We start from the raw sequence: 17,636 nt of genomic DNA, 5'->3' as shown, positions 1-17,636 counted from the left end.
CTCTCCGCCCGGTGAACAGAAGCCTGCCGGGCCAGTTTCATGGCGCTGTCCGCCGACTGTCACAGCCGTGCAACAGCGGCCGGGGCCGTTGTCACGGGGCCTGTGGCGGGGCCCCCGGAGCGGAAGTCGAACTACCGCCCTGACGTAGGCCAGAATGACCACCGTGCCTTTCCTGTTGCTGATCGAGGACGACGACGCCATCCGCACGGCCCTCGAGTTCTCCCTGTCGCGTCAGGGTCACCGCGTGGTGACCGCTGCCTCGGGCGAGGACGGCCTGAAGCTGCTGCGCGAGCAGCGGCCGGATCTGATCGTGCTGGACGTGATGCTGCCCGGGATCGACGGCTTCGAGGTCTGCCGCCGCATCCGGCGCACCGACCAGCTGCCGATCATCCTGCTCACGGCGCGCAACGACGACATCGACGTCGTGGTCGGCCTGGAGTCCGGGGCGGACGACTACGTGGTCAAGCCCGTGCAGGGCCGGGTGCTGGACGCCCGGATCCGCGCGGTGCTGCGCCGCGGCGAGCGCGAGTCCAGCGATTCGGCGACCTTCGGCTCGCTGGTGATCGACCGCTCGGCGATGACGGTCACCAAGAACGGGGAGGACCTTCAGCTCACGCCGACCGAGCTGCGGCTGCTGCTGGAGCTGAGCCGCCGCCCCGGGCAGGCGCTCTCCCGCCAGCAGCTGCTGCGGCTGGTCTGGGAGCACGACTACCTGGGCGACTCGCGGCTGGTGGACGCCTGTGTGCAGCGGCTGCGCGCCAAGGTCGAGGACGTGCCGTCCTCCCCCACCCTGATCCGTACGGTCCGGGGCGTCGGCTACCGCCTCGACTCGCCGCAGTGACGGCAGTGAACGACGACGAGGTCGGCGGGACAGTGACGGAACGGCCCGGACGGGTACGGGGCCGGTCGGCGGTCAGGAATCTGATGCGGCTCAGCATGCGGTGGATCAGCCTGCGGCTGCGGCTGATGCTGGTCTTCGCCCTGGTGGCGCTGGCCGCCGCCGTGTCCGCGTCCGCCATCGCCTACTGGCTCAACCGCGACGCGGTCCTGACGAGGACGCAGAACGCGGCGCTGGACGACTTCCGCAAGTCGCTCCAGGACAACACCGGCACCCTCCCGCTGACCCCGACCTGCCCCGAGCTCCAGGAGGCCGCGGACCGGATGGCGGCGACCTCGCAGAAGTACGAGGTGCTGCTGATCGGCCGGGTCAAGGGCGGCGGCGACTGCGCCGCGCCCTCCAACCGCGACCTGTTCACCCTGAAGGCTGTGCCGAAGTCGCTGGTCACCGCGGTGAACCGGGAGCGCAAGGTCGACGACTCGAACCCGTACCCGTACCACCTGTACTGGCAGCGGATCACCCTCGACGGCAAGCCCTACCTGGTCGGCGGGGCGAAGGTGATCGGCGGCGGGCCCACCGGCTATCTGCTCAAGTCGCTGGAGAACGAGCGCCAGGACCTCAACTCGCTCGCCTGGTCGCTGGGGATCGCCACCGGCCTGGCCCTGATCGGCTCGGCCCTGCTCGCCCAGGCCGCCGCCTCGACGGTGCTGCGGCCCGTGCAGCGGCTCGGGGAGGCGGCGCGCCGCCTCGGCGAGGGCAAGCTGGACACCCGGCTGCAGGTGTCGGGCACCGACGAACTGGCCGAGCTGTCCCGCACGTTCAACAGGGCCGCCGAATCGCTGGAGAAGCGGGTGGAGGAGCTGAGCGCGCGGGAGTCGGCGAGCCGGCGGTTCGTCGCGGACATGTCGCACGAGCTGCGCACCCCGCTGACCGCGATCACGGCGGTCACGGAGGTGCTGGAGGACGAGGCCGACTCCCTCGACCCGATGATCGCGCCCGCGGTGCAGCTCGTGGTCAGCGAGACGCGGCGGCTGAACGACCTGGTGGAGAATCTGATGGAGGTCACCCGCTTCGACGCGGGCACGGCCCGGCTCGTCCTGGACGACGTGGACGTCGCCGACCAGGTCACCGCCTGCATCGACGCGCGCGCCTGGCTGGACGCCGTCGAACTGGACGCCGAGCGCGGGATCATGGCCCGGCTCGACCCGCGCCGCCTGGACGTCATCCTGGCCAACCTGATCGGCAACGCCCTCAAGCACGGCGGCTCCCCGGTGCGGGTGCGGGTGCGCCCGGTGGACGACCTGCTGATCATCGACGTCCGCGACCACGGCCCCGGCATCCCCGAGGACGTCCTGCCGCACGTCTTCGACCGCTTCTACAAGGCGAGCGCCTCGCGCCCGCGCTCCGAGGGCAGCGGGCTGGGCCTGTCCATCGCCCTGGAGAACGCCCACATCCACGGCGGCGAGATCACCGCCGCCAACTCGCCCGAGGGCGGCGCCGTCTTCACCCTGACCCTGCCCCGCGATGTCTCCGCGGCGTCGGCGGGCGACGGGGACGCGGAGGGCCCGGCCCGAGGGAGCGCACAGTGAGGCGCGCGGCGCGCGGAGCCGCGCTCGTCGCCGCGGTGTGCGCGCTCGCCCTGAGCACCGGCTGCGGGATCCGGGGCACCGCGGTGCCCGTCGACGCCGGCAGCGCGCCCTCACGGGCGACGTGCCTGGTGCGCCCCGGCGCCACGGCCGCCACCCCGCGGGCCGGTACGACGCTGCCCGTGCAACTGCTGTGCGCCTCCCAGCTGGTGGCCGTCGACCGGCCGGTCGCGGCGCCCGGCCGCGACGGGGCGCTGGGCGTCGCCCAGGTGCTCCTGGACGAACTGCGCCGCCCGCTCTCGTCCGCCGAGGAGTCCGCCGGCTTCTCCAGCGAGGTGCCGCAGCACCTCACCGTCTCCGGCGGGCGGCGGGACGACCCGACGGGGACGCTGCGCCTGAGCACCGCGCCGGACGCCCTCTCGACGAAGGCCCTGTCACAGATCGTGTGCACCTTCGCGGGCACGGCGGCGGCCGGCGGCCGGGACACGGTGCTGCTGGGCGGGCCGGGCGGCGAGGCGCCGCGCGCGTACCCCTGCACGGACGAGACGCGCGCCCACCCGGAGAGCGCACCGGGCGCCCCGGGCGCCTGACACGGCCGACGCACGGGGCGCTCACCGTGGCCGGAACCGCGCGCCCCGCGCATCGCGTCCTGTGGGGCGTGCAGCGTCATGGTTACGGCGGTACGCCCGCCCTACGACACCGCTACCGCCTCGCGGGCTGCGTGCTCCTCGCCGCCCACCTGGTCGTGGTGGGCTGGCTGGCCGTACGCCCCCTGACCGCCCCCTGGGTGTCCGCCGCGCACCTGGAGCCGTTCGCCACGCTCCGTGCGGACCTGGCGCTCGGCCCCTGGGAGGCGGCGCGCACGATCGCGTCGGCGGTGCTTCCGTTCGCCCCCCTCGGCGTACTGCTGCCCTGGGCGGGCGGCCGCGTCGTGGCGTCCCCGCTGGGCTCGCTGGCCCGGACGGTCTTCACGAGCGCGATGATCGCGTTGGTGTTGCAGGTGGTGCGGGGTGGGGTGGTGGGGCAGGTGCTGGATCTGGATGCGCTGCTTTTGAATGTGGCGGGGGTTGTTCTTGCGCATGTGGCGGTGGTCCCGGCCGTGCGCGCCCGGTTGCGGCGCCGTTCCTCGGCCGTTCCGCCGCCGGCTGCGACGGCGTCGTCGACGACGCCGTCGACAGGGCTGGCGCCGGTGGCACGGCGCGCGCGGGTGGGGGTTGCGCCGTAGGCGGTTGTTGCCCCTGTCCCGCCCTTTCACCGTTTCTTCCGGGGGAGACCCCCGGACCCCCATTCGCCCTTCGGGCGAAGTCCTCAAGCGCCGGACGGGCTGAATCAGCCCGTCCGGCGCTTGAGGACACCCGCGCGGAGCGCAAAGAAACGGTGAAAGGGCGGGACAGGGGCAATCCCTCGCGGAGCACCCCCACCGGCCTCAGCCCCGGTTGCCGCCCAAGAGATTAGGCGTCGACAGACCCTTCGGCAGACCACCCGCCGGCACCAGCCCCAGCAGCCCGCCATTGCCCTTGTTGTCCGCGGGAGCGGCCTCGGCGGCAGGGGCCGCCTGGGGAGCCGACTGCGGCGCCGCCTCGGGCGCCTTCGGCGCGGGCGCCGGGAAGAACGCCTTGTCCAGCGCCATGGCCGTGGACTTCATCGCCGAGGACCCCAGCGCACGGTTCCCCGCCTCGATCAGCGGCCCGCCCGGCAGCAGCGGCGCGACCTGCTCGATCGGAAGGCTGCGGCTCGTCCCCGCGGCCAGGCCGGTCGCCCGCTCCAGCGGGCCCGCGTGGGGAGCCGCGGCCGACGCGGTGCCCGCCGTGGCGACGGCGATGGCCGCTCCGAGGGCCGCGGCACCGATGGTCTTGATGGTTCCCTGCTTCATCTGCGATCTGTCCTCGTGACGGTGATGGATGAATTCCGGGCGGCTTTGCAACCTAGTCACGACAACGAGGGGCCGGCGCCGAATGACACGGCCGGGAGATTTGAATTCCCGGCCGTGTCATTCAACTGCCGCTGTATTCAGGGCCGATAGACGGTCAGTCGTACCGGCGGCTCCGCCCTAGCGGAACAGCCACTCCGACTTGATCTCGGCGTAACCCGGCTTGATCACATCGTTGATCATGGCGAGTCGCTCGTCGAAAGGAATGAAGGCGGACTTCATCGCATTGACGGTGAACCACTGCATGTCGTCGAGCGTGTAGCCGAACGCCTCCACCAGGTGCTCGAATTCACGGGTCATGCTGGTCCCGCTCATGAGCCGATTATCGGTGTTCACGGTGGCGCGGAACCGCAGCTTGCTCAGCAGGCCGATCGGGTGCTCCGCATAGGAAGTCGCCGCCGCGGTCTGGAGGTTGGAGGTGGGGCACATCTCCAGGGGAATGCGCTTGTCGCGCACATAGGAGGCGAGCCGGCCGAGCTTGACCGTGCCGTCCTCGGCGATCTCGATGTCGTCGATGATCCGCACGCCGTGGCCGAGCCGGTCGGCACCGCACCACTGGAGCGCCTGCCAGATCGACGGGAGGCCGAAGGCCTCGCCCGCGTGGATGGTGAAGTGGTTGTTCTCGCGCTTGAGGTACTCGAAGGCGTCGAGGTGGCGGGTGGGAGGGAAGCCCGCCTCGGCGCCCGCGATGTCGAAGCCGGCGACGCCGGAGTCGCGGTAGCGGTTGGCGAGTTCGGCGATCTCCAGGGCGCGGGCGGCGTGCCGCATGGCGGTCAGCAGCGCGCCGACGCGGATGCGGTGGCCGTTCTCCTTCGCCCGGCGCTCGCCCTCGCGGAAGCCCTCGTTGACGGCCTCGACGACCTCTTCGAGGGTGAGCCCGGCCTCCAGGTGCTGCTCGGGGGCGTAGCGCACCTCGGCGTAGACGACGCCGTCGGCGGCCAGGTCCTCGGCGCACTCGGCGGCGACCCGGACCAGCGCCTCGCGGGTCTGCATGACGGCGCAGGTGTGCGCGAAGGTCTCCAGATAGCGCTCCAGCGAGCCGGAGTCGGCGGCCTCGCGGAACCATATCCCCAGCTTCTCGGGGTCGGTCTCGGGGAGGCGGTCATAACCGGTCTCGCGGGCCAGCTCGACGATCGTGGCGGGACGCAGCCCGCCGTCGAGGTGGTCGTGGAGCAGCACCTTCGGGGCGCGACGGATCTGTTCGGGCGTGGGAACGGTCCCGGGGAGGTTGGTGGTCTCGCTCGTCATTTCGGCACTGTAGCCCCTACGCGCGTAGATGGGGCGGAACGATACGGAACGGTGACCCGTCGGCGGGGTGGACAGCGTGCGTCGTTCTGCCATCGTTGTCTGCCATGGTTCAGCAAGCGTTGCCGCAGCCGGAGCCAACAGAATCACAGGGTCCGGTGGGACCACAGAGGCCCTTGAGGTTTTTGAGGCTCCAGAGTCCCACTCCCCAGCTGGGCGGCCCCCTCGGCGCGGGCCGTCCCGGGGACACCGTCAACGGGGTCGCGCTGCTCCTTCCCGGCGGCCGCCCGTCGGGTACGCGCCGGCCCCCGGCCCGTACCCCGGCCGCCCAGCGGCGGCTGGCCCGCCGGCTGGAGCGGGCGGGCGCCGGCGAGGGGCTGGCCACCCACGTCCTCCGCTACCGCCACCGCGGATGGAACGGTTCGGCGGCCCACCCCGTGCACGACGCCCTGTGGGCCGCCGACGAGGTGGTGCGGCGCTACGGCGACGTACCCGTGTGCCTGGTCGGCACGGACCTGGGCGGCCGGGCCGCGCTGCGCGCCGCCGAACACCCGGCGGTCACCTGCGTGGTGGCCCTCGCGCCATGGCTGCCGGAGCCGGAGGCCGTCCTCGACCCCGACCCGGTGCGCCAGCTCAAGGGCCGCCGGGTACTGCTCGTCCACGGCACCGACGACGAGCGCACCGACCCCGACCTGTCCTACCGGCTGGCCGAGCGGGCCAAGAAGGTCAACCGGGACGTGTGCCGGTTCGAAGTGCACTCCGACGGGCACGGATTGCAGCAGCACCGGTCCGAAGTCCTGGCGCTGACGGCCGACTTCGTCCGCGGGTCGCTCTTCGGCCACCCCTACGCCCGGCCGCTGGCCGACGCGCTGGCCGCGCCGCCGCCGCTGGGCCTGCGGATGCCGCTGGCCTGCGGGTTCGGTACGACGCTCGGGCACTGAGCGCTCAGCGGTGCAGGAGCAGTTGGCCGCGCCGCGAGAGCAGGAAGCGCTTGAATGCGGCGACCGGCGGGGTGTCGGGGTGGCCGTCCAGCCAGGCGACGCCGATCTCGCGGACGGCGCGCGGCGCGGTGACGGCCAGTTCCACGACGCCGGGGCGCGCCACGGCGGGCGGCGGCAGCAGGCCCACGCCGAGCCCGGCGGCCACCAGGCCGCGCAGCGTCTCGGGGTCCTCGCCCTCGAAGGCGATCTTCGGGCTGAACCCGGCCTCGGCGCAGAGCGCGTCGGTGATCCGGCGCAGCCCGTAGCCGGGCTGGAGGGTGACGAAGAGCTCGGCGGACGCCTCGGCGAGGCGGATGCGCCGGCGGACGGCGAGCGGGTGGTCCTCGGGCACGACGAGCCGCAGCTTCTGCTCGTCGAGGCGGCGGGCGACCAGGTCGGGCGCATCGGGGACGGGCGAGGTGAGGCAGAGGTCGAGGTCGCCGTCGCGGAGCCGCTCGATCATGGCCTCGCCGTAGTTCTGCACGAGTTGGAAGCGGACGCGGGGATGGTCGGCGCGGAAGGCGCGGAGGAGTTCGGGCACGGTCTCCGAGCCCATGGTGTGCAGGAACCCGAAGGCGACCTTGCCGGCGGCGGGGTCGGCGTCGGCGCGTACGGACTCGGCGGCGCGGTCCACGTCGGCGAGGGCGCGCTCCACCGCGGCGAGGAAGGTGCGGCCCGCGGCCGTGAGCGAGAGGGTGCGGCCGTGCCGGGCGAACAGTGCGACACCCAGGTCCTGTTCGAGGCGGGCCAGCGAACGGCTGAGCGTCGGCTGGGGCATCTCCAACTGGCGGGCGGCGCGGGTGACGTGCTCGTGCCGCGCCACGACGGCGAACTGCGCGAGGCGCGGGGTGAGCGTGGCCGCCCAGGAGTCCGGGCCCAGGTCGTCCATGTCGGCCGTCAAGGATTCGCCAGTAACAGGGATGTCTTTTCTGTTGCCAACTGGTGACAGAGGCCGCTCTGACCTGCGTTCATGCTTCACGGAATGGATTATGGCCGTTCCATGCATTGGACGCATTTATTGCAGGGTGCCTACGGTGTGGTCATGCCTCCTGCCGATACCGGGGCATCCGCCGTCATCGTGCGTGCGGATGCCTCTGCCGCGTCGTCCCCCGCCTCCGACTCCCGTCTGCTTCCCGGCGATCCCGGCTACCGCCGGATGAGCTTCGCGCTCTTCGCCGCGGGAATCGCCACCTTCGCGCTCCTCTACTCCACGCAGGCCCTGCTGCCGGCCATTTCGGACGGGCTCGGGGTGACGGCCGATCAGGCCAGCTGGACCGTTTCCGCGGCGACCGGCGGGCTGGCGCTCGCGGTGGTCCCGCTGAGCGCCCTCTCCGAGCGGTACGGGCGACGGGCGATGATGACGGAGGCGCTGTGCGTGGCCGCGTTCGTCGGGCTGCTGGTGCCCTTCGCCCCGGACCTGGGCTGGCTGATCGGGCTGCGTGCGCTGCAGGGCGCCGCGCTGGCGGGCGTCCCCGCCTCGGCGATGGCCTACCTGGCGGAGGAGGTCCGGCCCAAGGCCCTGGTGGGCGCGGTCGGGCTGTTCGTGGCCGGCAACTCGATCGGCGGCATGTCCGGCCGGATCCTGGCCGGCTGGACGGCCCAGGCGTGGGGCTGGCGCGCGGGCCTGGCGGCGGTCGGCGTCCTGGCGGTGCTGTGCGCGGTGGTCTTCCGGCTGCTGATCCCCAAGGCCCGGCACTTCACGCCCGGTTCGGTCTCCCCCCGGGCCCTGGCCCGCACGGTCGGCCGGCACCTCTCCGACCCGCTGCTGGTCCGCCTGTACCTCATCGGCGCGCTCTTCATGACCGTCTTCGGCGCGGTCTACACGGTCATCGGCTACCGCCTGGCACAGGCCCCGTTCTCGCTGCCGTCCGGCCTGGTCGGCTCGATCTTCCTCGTCTACCTGGTCGGTACGGCCTCGTCGGCCGCGGCCGGCAAGCTGGTCGGCCGCCTCGGGCGGCGCGGGGCGCTGTACCTGGCGATGGGAACGACGACGGCCGGTCTCCTCCTGACCCTGACGTCCTCGCTGACGGCGGTGCTGCTCGGCCTCGTCCTGATCACCGCGGGCTTCTTCGCGGGCCACGCGGTCGCCTCCTCGTCCGTGAGCCGGACGGCGACGACGGGCCGCGCCCAGGCGTCGGCGCTCTACCAGACGGCGTACTACCTGGGGTCGTCGGTGGGCGGCACGGTGGGTGCGGTGGCCTTCCGGGCGGGGGGCTGGGACGGGACGGTCGTCCTCGGTCTGGTCGCGATGGTGGCTGCTGGGGCGATCACGTTGTATGCGACGCGGAGGGCGCTCGTGGAGCGCCGTTCGACGGCGCGGGTGGTGCGGGCGTAGCGCCCGCGCCCTTACGGACCCGGAGGGGCCGGCACCCACCACCTGTTCTGGTGGGTGCCGGCCCCTTCGTTTTTTGCCCCTGGCCCGCCCTTTCACCGTTTCTTTGCGCTCCGCGCGGGTGTCCTCAAGCGCCGGACGGGCTATTCAGCCCGTCCGGCGCTTGAGGACGAACGCGGCGCAGCCGCGTTGCCCCCCCGCGCGGGAGCGCAAGAAACGGTGAAAGGGCGGGGCGGGGGCGAAATCAAACGCCCCCGCGCCCAAACGCTTACGCGATGCGATCCAGCACGATCGGATTCGGCGTGAAGTCCGTCCCGGCGGGGGCGATGTCGACGCCGCCCTCCAGCGCCGCGAGGGCGTAGTCGAACTTCTCCGGCGTGTCCGTGTGGAGCGTCATCAGAGGCTGGCCCGCCACGACGGAGTCGCCCGGCTTGGCGTGCATCTCGATGCCCGCACCCGCCTGCACCGGGTCCTCCTTGCGCGCCCGGCCCGCGCCCAGGCGCCAGGCCGAGACGCCGACGGCGTACGCGTCGAGCTTGGTGAGGACGCCGGAGGCGGAGGCGGTGACGACGTGCTGCTCGCGGGCGACCGGGAGGGTCGCGTCCGGGTCGCCGCCCTGGGCGGCGATCATGCGGCGCCAGTGGTCCATCGCCGAGCCGTCGGCGAGCGCCTTGGCCGGGTCGGCGTCGGGCAGACCGGCCGCGGCGAGCATCTCGCGGGCCAGGGCGAGGGTGAGCTCGACGACGTCCGCCGGGCCGCCGCCCGCGAGGACCTCGACCGACTCGCGGACCTCCAGCGCGTTGCCCGCGGTGAGGCCGAGCGGGGTCGACATGTCGGTGAGCAGGGCGACGGTCTTGACGCCGTGGTCGGTGCCGAGGCCGACCATCGTGGAGGCGAGCTCGCGCGCGTCCTCGATGTTCTTCATGAACGCGCCGGAGCCGACCTTGACGTCGAGGACCAGCGAACCGGTGCCCTCGGCGATCTTCTTGGACATGATCGAGGAGGCGATCAGGGGGATGGCCTCGACGGTGCCCGTGACGTCGCGGAGCGCGTAGAGCTTCTTGTCGGCGGGGGCCAGACCGTCGCCCGCCGCGCAGATGACGGAGCCGACGTTCCGCAGCACGTCCATCATCTCGTCGTTGGAGAGGAGGGCGCGCCAGCCGGGGATGGACTCCAGCTTGTCCAGCGTGCCGCCGGTGTGGCCGAGGCCGCGGCCGGAGAGCTGCGGGACGGCCGCGCCGCAGGCGGCGACCAGGGGGGCCAGCGGCAGGGTGATCTTGTCGCCGACGCCGCCCGTCGAGTGCTTGTCCGCGGTCGGGACGGGCAGGGACGAGAAGTCCATGCGCTCGCCGGACTTGATCATCGCCGCCGTCCAGCGGGCGATCTCCGCGCGGTCCATGCCGTTGAGCAGGATCGCCATCGCGAGGGCGGACATCTGCTCGTCGGCGACGACGCCCTTGGTGTAGGCGTCGATCATCCAGTCGATCTGCTCGTCGGTCAGACGGCCGCGGTCGCGCTTGGCGCGGATGACGGAAATGGCGTCCATCAGCACATTTTCCTTAGGTTCGTGCGTCCTCAGTCTTCCCGGGGTCGGAAAGTGACCCGGACAAGCCGAGGCATCGGCCTGTCCGGCGCTTGAGGACATCTTTAACGATTCAGGTCAGCGGGCCCAAACGCATCCGGCAGCAGCTCCGCCAGCGGGCGGATGCCCGAGGTGGTGTCGACGGCCAGCTCCGGTCCGCCGTGCTCCCAGAGCAGCTGGCGGCAGCGGCCGCACGGCATCAGGACGTTGCCGTTGCGGTCGCAGCAGGTGAAGGCGGTGAGCCGGCCGCCGCCGGAGGAGAACAGGGCGGAGATCAGACCGCACTCCGCGCACAGGGCGACGCCGTAGGCGGCGTTCTCCACATTGCAGCCGGTGACCACGCGGCCGTCGTCGACGACGGCCGCGGCACCGACGGGGAAGTCGGAGTACGGGGCGTAGGCCCGGGACATGGCGTCCCGGGCCTGCGCGCGCAGCTCCTCCCAGAGTTCGGGGGAGGTCGTCACTTTCCTTGACCCTTCCGGTAGGGCTTGCCGTTGGCCTTCGGCATGCGGAGCCGCTGGGCGAACAGGGACAGCACCAGCAGCGTGACGACGTACGGCGTGGCGTCCACGAACTCCAGCGGCACCGTCTTCGTCAGCGCGAACCAGACGAACAGCAGCGCGGCCACCACGGCGGCGCCGATCGCCGGCTTCGTCTTCCCGCCCTTGAACCGCCAGGCCGCGAAGCCGACGAGCAGCACCGCGATGAGCAGCAGCAGCGCGTGGACGGTCGGGCCGCCGGAGCGCAGCTGGAGGCTGTCCATGAAGCCGAACAGGCCGGCGCTCATGGCCACACCGCCCGGCCGCCAGTTGCCGGAGATCATCGTGGCGAGGCCGATGTAGCCGCGCCCGCCGGTCTGGCCGTCGGAGTACATGTGCGTGCCGATGGCGAGGAACGCGCCGCCGAGGCCGGCCATGGCGCCGGAGACGACGACGGCCGCGTACTTGTAGGTGTAGACGTTCACGCCGAGGGACTCGGCGGCCACCGGGCTCTCGCCGCAGGAGCGCAGGCGCAGGCCGAAGGCCGAGCGCCAGAGCACGAAGAAGGTGCCGGCGAAGAGCAGCGCCGCGACGATCGTCAGCCAGGAGACGTCGGTGACAAGGCCGCGCAGGACGCCGGCGACGTCGGAGACGAGGAACCAGTGGTGCTTCTCGACGGACTGCAGCCAGCCGGACAGGCCGGGGATGGAGAAGTCCGGCATGTTGTCCATGACGGGCGACTGCTTGTCGTTGCCGCCCGCCTGCTGGGCGGCGCTGCCCTCGGCGCCGAACCAGAGCTTGGCGAAGTACTGGGTGACGCCCAGGGCCAGGATGTTCATGGCCACACCGGAGATGATGTGGTCCACGCCGAAGGTGACGGTGGCGATGGCGTGGATGAGGCCGCCGAGCGCGCCGCCGACGATGCCGGCGACGGCCGCCAGCCAGGGGCCGTGCTGCCAGCCCATCCAGCCGGCGGAGAACGCGCCGAGCATCATCATGCCTTCGAGGCCGATGTTGACCACGCCCGCGCGCTCGGCCCACAGACCGCCCAGACCGGCGAGGCCGATCGGCACGGCCGCCGCGAGGGCGGAGCTGAACTGGCCCGAGCTGGTCAGGTCGTTGGCGCCGGTGAGGGCGCGCAGCGCGGAGAGGAGGATCAGTCCGCCCGCGATGATCAGCATGACCATGGGGTAGGTCGGCTTCCGGCCGCCGTCGCCCTTGTTCTTGCCGGTGAGCCGTTCGGCGAGGCCGGAGGTGAAGGTCGTACTCATGCGGCTGCCTCCGCCTTGTCGCTCTTGCGCGCCTGGGCGGCGAGCTCCTCGCCGACCTTGCGCTGCTGGGTCTTGAGGCCGTAGCGCCGCACGATCTCGTAGGCGATGACGACGCAGAGGACGATGACGCCCTGGATCACGCCGACGATCTCCTGGGCGTAGCCCTCGAATTCGAGCTGGGTGCCGGTGCGCTCCAGGAAGCCCCAGAGCAGGGCGCCGAGCGCCATGCCGATGGGGTGGTTGCGGCCGAGCAGCGCGATGGCGATACCGGTGAAGCCGATGCCGGTGGGGAAGTCGGTGCCGTAGTTGTACGAGACGCCGAGCAGGGTCGGCATGCCGACGAGGCCGGCGACGGCGCCCGAGAGCACCATCGAGGTGATGACCATGCGCTTGACGCTGACGCCGCTGGCCTGGGCGGCCGACTCGGACCGGCCGACGGTGCGCAGGTCGAAGCCGAAGCGGGTGCGGCCCAGCAGGAACCAGTAGGCCAGGCCCGCGACCGCGGCGATCACCACGAAGCCGTAGATCGGCTTGGGCGTCGTCGGGATCTCGAAGAAGTGCGCGGAGTCCGGCAGGTAGGGCGTGTGGATCAGGTTGCCCTCCTTCTTCGCCAGCCGGCCGTCCTGGAGGAAGTAGCCGATGACGGACGCCCCGATGGCGTTCAGCATGATGGTGCTGATCACCTCGTTGACGTTGCGGGTGGTCTTGAGGAGACCCGCGATGCCCGCCCACAGGGCGCCGACCGCCATCGCCACGATGATGATGATCGGGATCTGGATGATGCCCGGCAGGGTGAGCGCCCCGCCGACGACGGCGGCGAAGAAGGCCGCGATGCGGTACTGGCCGTCGACGCCGATGTTGAAGAGGTTCATCCGGAAGCCGATGGCCACGGCCAGCGCGGACAGGTAGTACGGCGTCGCCTTGTTGATGATCCAGACCTGGCTGTCGCTCTTCGAGCCGAAGTCCACCATCACCTGGTAGGCGTGGAACGGGTCCTTGCCCGTCGCCGCGATGATGATCGAGGTGATCGCGATGGCGGCCACGATGGCGAGCACCGGGGCGGCGACGGCCAGGATCAGTTTGTTCTTGTCGAACTTCTTCACTTGTTGTCGCCCCCTTCCCCGTTCTCGCTCTCCTCGTGCTCAAGGTGGCCGGTAGCGGCGCCGGTCATGGCCGAGCCCAACTCCTCCGGGGTGATGGTGGCGGGGTCGGCGTCGGCGACCAGGCGGCCGCGGAACATCACCCGCAGGGTGTCGGAGAGCCCGATCAGCTCGTCCAGGTCGGCGGAGATCAGCAGCACCGCGAGTCCCTCGCGGCGCGCCTCGCGGATCTGGTCCCAGATCTGCGCCTGGGCGCCGACGTCCACGCCCCGGGTGGGGTGCGCGGCGATCAGCAGCTTGGGCAGGTGGCTCATCTCGCGGCCGACGATCAGCTTCTGCTGGTTGCCGCCGGAGAGCGAGGCCGCGGTGACCTCGATGCCGGGGGTGCGGACGTCGAACTCGCGGACGATCCGCTCGGTGTCGGCGCGCGCCGCCTTGTTGTCCAGGAACATGCCCTTGCTGTTGGGCTTCTCCGTGACGTGGCCCAGGATGCGGTTCTCCCACAGCGGGGCCTCCAGCAGCAGGCCGTGCCGGTGGCGGTCCTCGGGGATGTAGCCGATGCCGCCCTCGCGCCGCTTGCGGGTGGGCGCGTGGGTGATCTCGGCGCCGTCGAGGGTGACGGTGCCGGCGTCCGGGTCGCGCATGCCCATGATCGCTTCGACCAGTTCGGCCTGGCCGTTGCCCTCCACGCCCGCGAGGCCCAGGACTTCGCCCTTGTGGATGGTGAACTCGATGCCGTCCAGCACGGTGCGGACCACGCCGTCGGAGTCGGTGGCCGACAGGTGCAGGCCCTCGACGGTGAGCATCGGGGTGTCGGTGACCGTGGACTCGCGGGTCTCCGGCGAGGGCAGTTCCTCGCCGACCATCAGCTCGGCGAGCTGCTTGGGCGTGGTCTCGCTGGGGACCGCGGTGCCGACGGTGGTGCCGCGGCGGATGACGGTGATGTCGTCCGCGACGGAGAGCACCTCGCCGAGCTTGTGCGAGATGAAGATGACGGTCAGGCCCTCGGCCTTGAGCTCGCGCAGGTTGTCGAAGAGCGCGCTGACCTCCTGCGGCACGAGGACCGCGGTCGGCTCGTCGAGGATGAGCGTACGGGCGCCCCGGTAGAGGACCTTGAGGATCTCCACGCGCTGGCGGTCGGCGACGCCGAGGTCCTCGACGAGGACGTCGGGGCGCACGCCCAGGCCGTACGCGTCGGAGATCTCCTTGATCTTCGCGCGGGCCCCGTTGCCGATGCCATGGAGCTTCTCGGCGCCGAGGACGACGTTCTCCAGGACGGTGAGGTTGTCGGCCAGCATGAAGTGCTGGTGCACCATGCCGATGCCGCGCGCGATGGCGTCGGCCGGCGAGTGCAGGGCGACCTGCTCCCCGTCGAGGGTGATGGTGCCCTCGTCCGGCTTCTGCATGCCGTAGAGGATCTTCATCAGGGTGGACTTGCCGGCGCCGTTCTCGCCGCAGAGGGCGTGGACGGTGCCGCGGCGGACCGTGAGGTGGATGTCGTGGTTGGCCACGACGCCGGGGAACCGCTTGGTGATGCCTTGCAGTTCGACGGCGGGGGCGGTGCCGCTGCTGGATTCTTTGCTGCTGCTGGACGCTTTGATGGCGCACTCTCCTCGGGGAAGGGAGCGGGTGGGCGACGCGCGGTACGGGCCAACGGGACGCTACGCGCGTAGCGTTGACCCTCGCATGAGCGGACCCGGCAGGGTAGTCCCCCCGCCGGGCCCGCTCACCGTTCGTTTCGGCCGGCCGTCACCGGCCCGGGGTCACGGCTGGGTCTTGACCTTGACCTCGCCGCTCACGACCTTCTTCTTCGCGGCCTCGATCTTGTCCTTGATGTCGTCGATGAAGCCGCCCGAGGTGGCCAGCGAGACGCCGCCGTCCTTGAGCAGGTAGGTCTTCGGACCGGTGATCGGCTTGCCGTCCTTGACGCTCTTGACGAGGTCGAAGACCGCCACGTCCACGTTCTTCACCACGGAGGTGAGGATGTGGTCCTTGTACTTCTCCAGGCCCGGCTGCTGGTACTGGTCGGAGTCCACACCGATGGCCCAGGCGCCCTGCTTGCCGGCGATGGCCTCGACGGAGCCGTTGCCGGAGAGACCCGCGGCCGTGTAGATCACGTCGATGTCCGAGTCGAGCATGCCCTTGGCCTTGTCCTTGGCCGCGGCAGGGTCGTTGAAGCCCTTGTCGTTGTTCGGGTACAGGTACTGCGAGGTGATCTGCGCCTTGGGGTCGGTGTCCTTGACGCCCTGCTCGAAGCCCGCCTGGAACTTCTGGATCAGCGCGTTGTTGACGCCGCCGATGAAGCCGACCTTGTGGGACTTGGACTTCAGGGCCGCGGCGACACCCGCGAGGTAGGAGCCCTCGTGCTCGCCGAAGGTGATGCTCTCCACGTTCTTGCCCTGGGCAACCGAGTCCACCACGGCGAAGGTGGTGTCCGGGTGGTCCTTGGCGACCTTCTCGACCGACTTCTGGTAGTTGAAGCCGACGCCGACGACGGGGTTGTAGCCCGCCTCCGCCAGGGAGTTCAGCCGCTGCTCGCGCTCGGCCTCGGTCTCGCTGTTCTTGGCGGTCATCATCTTGTTCTTGACGCCCAGCTCCTTCTCCGCCTTGTCCGCGCCACGGGCGGCGGACTCGTTGAAGGAGTGGTCGTCACGGCCGCCGACGTCGAAGGCGAGGCCGAGGCCCTTCCCCTTGCCGCCGCTGCTGGACTCCGTGGACGACTCGCCACAGGCGGTGAGGGTGAATGCGAGAGCCGCGGTGGCGATGCCCGCAACAGTGATCGTGGATACCCGGCGCACGAGGGTCCCTTCACTCGAAGCGCCTCCGTTGGCGCTGGTTTCGACGGGATCGTAACGCGCGTAGATGGCTTGAAAAGGGTGAGCCGGAAGCCGTTATCGGATCGTCGCTAACCGAACAGTTGTTGGCGAATCCTACAAAAGGGCGCGATCCAGGAGCGCCGCAGCTGTAAAAAGCTCCACACCGACCCGGATCGCGCCCTCGTCCACGTCGAAGTCGCCGCAGTGCAGATCACGGCGCGAGGTGTCCCCCACGGGCCGCACCCCAAGCCGGGCCATGGCCCCGGGAACGTGCTCCAGATACCAGGAGAAGTCCTCGCCGCCCAGGCTCTGCTCGGTGTCCTCCACCGCCTCCGCCCCGCGCCGCGCGGTCATGGCCCGGCCCAGCAGCGCCGCGGTCTCCTGGTCGTTGACGACCGGCGGGACGCCGCGGATGTAGGTGATCTGCGACTTGGCGCGGTGCAGCGCGGCGACCTCGTCGACCGCCGCGTGCACCAGGTCGGGCGCGTCCCGCCAGGCGTCGATGTCCAGGCAGCGGACGGTGCCGGAGAGTTCGGCGCGCTGCGGGATCACATTGGCCGCGTGCCCGGTCTCCAGCCGGCCCCAGGTCACCGCCAGCCCGGCCCGGGTGTCCACCCGCCGCGCCAGCAGCGCCGGCACGTCGGTGGCCACCCGGGCGGCGGCGGTCACCATGTCGGTGCTCAGATGCGGGCGGGCCGTGTGGCCGCCGGGGCCGTCCAGGGCGACCTCCAGCTTGTCGCAGGCGGAGGTGATCGCCCCGGTGCGCAGCCCGAGCCGGCCGACCTCGACCTTGGGGTCGCAGTGCACGGCGACGATCCGGCCGACGCCCTCCAGCGCCCCGCCCTCGATCGCCTTCAGCGCGCCGCCGGGCAGGATCTCCTCGGCGGGCTGGAAGACCAGCCGCACCGGGTGCGGCAGCAGCCCCTCCCGGTCCAGCGCGGCGAGCACCAGACCGGTGCCGAGGACGACGGTGGTGTGCACGTCGTGCCCGCAGGCGTGGGCGGCGCCCGGCACCGTCGAGCGGTACGGCACCGTCTTGGTGTCGGGGATGGGCAGCGCGTCGAGGTCCGCGCGGAAGGCGAGCGCCGGGCGGCGTTCGGCGCCCGCCCGGGGGCGCCCGATGTCACAGATCAGCCCGGTGCCCGCGGGAAGCGTCCGCGGGCGCAGCCCTGCCTTCTCCAGCCTGGCCCTGATCGCCGCGGTGGTGCGGAACTCGCGGTTCCCCAGCTCGGGGTGCATGTGCAAGTCCCGGCGGAAGGCGATGAGTTCGGCAGCGAGCCCGGCCGGGAGCAGACCGGGGAGCGAGCCGGCCGGAGCGCCTTCGAGATCACCAGCGGCGAGATCACCAACAGGAGTGGCAGGAGCGGCATCACAGGGCATCAGTTGCTTCACCCTCTGAAGGGTAGGGCCCTCCACAGGGCAACTGCCCTCCAATCGTGAAAAGTTCAGCCGCATGGATGGGTTACCAGGGGGGTAT

Annotated in this window: 16 protein-coding genes; 6 read left to right on the top strand and 10 right to left on the bottom strand. The window is 71.5% G+C overall.

Annotated elements, in window-relative coordinates; translation table 11 throughout:
* The first annotated feature begins 163 nt into the window (after window positions 1-163).
* The 4 genes from afsQ1 to AB8735_RS23140 all read left to right on the top strand — a co-directional run bounded on the left by afsQ1 (window position 164) and on the right by AB8735_RS23140 (window position 3,649).
* Window positions 164-841, top strand: coding sequence for a two-component system response regulator AfsQ1 (gene afsQ1 / locus AB8735_RS23155; protein WP_199893074.1), 678 nt, complete (start codon window positions 164-166; stop codon window positions 839-841).
* Complete coding sequence (locus AB8735_RS23150) at window positions 739-2,427, top strand: ATP-binding protein (RefSeq protein ID WP_372411897.1); 1,689 nt, start codon at window positions 739-741, stop codon at window positions 2,425-2,427. The genes afsQ1 and AB8735_RS23150 overlap by 103 nt, the downstream gene beginning before the upstream one ends.
* A complete protein-coding gene (locus tag AB8735_RS23145) occupies window positions 2,424-3,014 on the top strand; it encodes a hypothetical protein (protein WP_344024610.1) in 591 nt (196 codons plus the stop codon). Before AB8735_RS23150 ends, AB8735_RS23145 begins: the two co-directional genes overlap by 4 nt.
* A 68-nt stretch (window positions 3,015-3,082) precedes the next feature.
* Window positions 3,083-3,649, top strand: a complete 567-nt coding sequence (locus AB8735_RS23140; protein WP_372411896.1) for a VanZ family protein — start codon at window positions 3,083-3,085, stop codon at window positions 3,647-3,649.
* 201 nt (window positions 3,650-3,850) lie between these two features.
* Here the strand turns inward: AB8735_RS23140 and AB8735_RS23135 are convergent, their stop codons facing one another.
* A complete protein-coding gene (locus AB8735_RS23135; protein ID WP_344024614.1) occupies window positions 3,851-4,297 on the bottom strand; it encodes a hypothetical protein in 447 nt (148 codons plus the stop codon).
* Window positions 4,298-4,474: 177 nt separating this feature from the next.
* On the bottom strand, window positions 4,475-5,602 hold the full coding sequence (locus AB8735_RS23130; RefSeq protein WP_344024616.1) for an adenosine deaminase: 1,128 nt from the start codon (window positions 5,600-5,602) through the stop codon (window positions 4,475-4,477).
* A gap of 182 nt (window positions 5,603-5,784) precedes the next feature.
* Between AB8735_RS23130 and AB8735_RS23125 the strand changes: the two genes are divergently transcribed.
* Complete coding sequence (locus AB8735_RS23125; RefSeq protein WP_372409093.1) at window positions 5,785-6,540, top strand: alpha/beta hydrolase family protein; 756 nt, start codon at window positions 5,785-5,787, stop codon at window positions 6,538-6,540.
* A 4-nt stretch (window positions 6,541-6,544) separates the two neighbouring features.
* Here AB8735_RS23125 and AB8735_RS23120 read toward each other — a convergent pair whose 3' ends face one another.
* Window positions 6,545-7,585, bottom strand: a complete 1,041-nt coding sequence (locus tag AB8735_RS23120) for a LysR family transcriptional regulator (RefSeq protein ID WP_372411895.1) — start codon at window positions 7,583-7,585, stop codon at window positions 6,545-6,547.
* Window positions 7,586-7,621: 36 nt separating this feature from the next.
* On the opposite strand from AB8735_RS23120, the gene AB8735_RS23115 reads away from it, so the two are divergent.
* On the top strand, window positions 7,622-8,914 hold the full coding sequence (locus AB8735_RS23115) for an MFS transporter (protein WP_372409090.1): 1,293 nt from the start codon (window positions 7,622-7,624) through the stop codon (window positions 8,912-8,914).
* Between the two features lie 265 nt (window positions 8,915-9,179).
* Here AB8735_RS23115 and AB8735_RS23110 read toward each other — a convergent pair whose 3' ends face one another.
* From AB8735_RS23110 to AB8735_RS23080, 7 genes are all read right to left on the bottom strand, one after another.
* On the bottom strand, window positions 9,180-10,463 hold the full coding sequence (locus AB8735_RS23110) for a thymidine phosphorylase (protein ID WP_344023726.1): 1,284 nt from the start codon (window positions 10,461-10,463) through the stop codon (window positions 9,180-9,182).
* A gap of 95 nt (window positions 10,464-10,558) precedes the next feature.
* Window positions 10,559-10,957: a cytidine deaminase gene (locus AB8735_RS23105; protein WP_344023728.1), complete on the bottom strand. Its 399-nt coding sequence runs from the start codon at window positions 10,955-10,957 to the stop codon at window positions 10,559-10,561.
* The gene (locus AB8735_RS23100; protein ID WP_344023729.1) at window positions 10,954-12,243 is read right to left on the bottom strand and encodes an ABC transporter permease; all 1,290 of its coding nucleotides are present in this window, start codon (window positions 12,241-12,243) and stop codon (window positions 10,954-10,956) included. Before AB8735_RS23100 ends, AB8735_RS23105 begins: the two co-directional genes overlap by 4 nt.
* The gene (locus AB8735_RS23095) at window positions 12,240-13,346 is read right to left on the bottom strand and encodes an ABC transporter permease (RefSeq protein ID WP_344023731.1); all 1,107 of its coding nucleotides are present in this window, start codon (window positions 13,344-13,346) and stop codon (window positions 12,240-12,242) included. The genes AB8735_RS23100 and AB8735_RS23095 overlap by 4 nt, the downstream gene beginning before the upstream one ends.
* Window positions 13,343-14,944 carry an ABC transporter ATP-binding protein gene (locus tag AB8735_RS23090; RefSeq protein ID WP_372411894.1) on the bottom strand — a complete coding sequence of 534 codons (1,602 nt, stop codon included), beginning with the start codon at window positions 14,942-14,944 and terminating at the stop codon, window positions 13,343-13,345. The genes AB8735_RS23095 and AB8735_RS23090 overlap by 4 nt, the downstream gene beginning before the upstream one ends.
* Before the next feature lie 162 nt (window positions 14,945-15,106).
* The gene (locus AB8735_RS23085) at window positions 15,107-16,141 is read right to left on the bottom strand and encodes a BMP family protein (RefSeq protein ID WP_372409088.1); all 1,035 of its coding nucleotides are present in this window, start codon (window positions 16,139-16,141) and stop codon (window positions 15,107-15,109) included.
* Window positions 16,142-16,273: 132 nt separating this feature from the next.
* Window positions 16,274-17,539: an amidohydrolase gene (locus AB8735_RS23080; protein WP_344023783.1), complete on the bottom strand. Its 1,266-nt coding sequence runs from the start codon at window positions 17,537-17,539 to the stop codon at window positions 16,274-16,276.
* Between the last annotated feature and the right edge of the window lie 97 nt (window positions 17,540-17,636).

This window comes from Streptomyces luteireticuli, assembly GCF_041519305.1.
Lineage (GTDB): Bacteria > Actinomycetota > Actinomycetes > Streptomycetales > Streptomycetaceae > Streptomyces > Streptomyces luteireticuli.
Note: the sequence above shows the minus strand (reverse complement) of the source record. Positions and strands in the feature narration are given on the sequence as shown.

Coding starts and splice junctions, on each gene's coding strand:
- AB8735_RS23135 (WP_344024614.1), bottom strand. CDS start 4,297: ATGAAGCAGGGAACCATCAAGACCATCGGTGCCGCGGCCCTCGGAGCG.
- AB8735_RS23120 (WP_372411895.1), bottom strand. CDS start 7,585: ATGCATGGAACGGCCATAATCCATTCCGTGAAGCATGAACGCAGGTCA.
- AB8735_RS23130 (WP_344024616.1), bottom strand. CDS start 5,602: ATGACGAGCGAGACCACCAACCTCCCCGGGACCGTTCCCACGCCCGAA.
- AB8735_RS23080 (WP_344023783.1), bottom strand. CDS start 17,539: ATGCCCTGTGATGCCGCTCCTGCCACTCCTGTTGGTGATCTCGCCGCT.
- AB8735_RS23115 (WP_372409090.1), top strand. CDS start 7,622: ATGCCTCCTGCCGATACCGGGGCATCCGCCGTCATCGTGCGTGCGGAT.
- AB8735_RS23100 (WP_344023729.1), bottom strand. CDS start 12,243: ATGAGTACGACCTTCACCTCCGGCCTCGCCGAACGGCTCACCGGCAAG.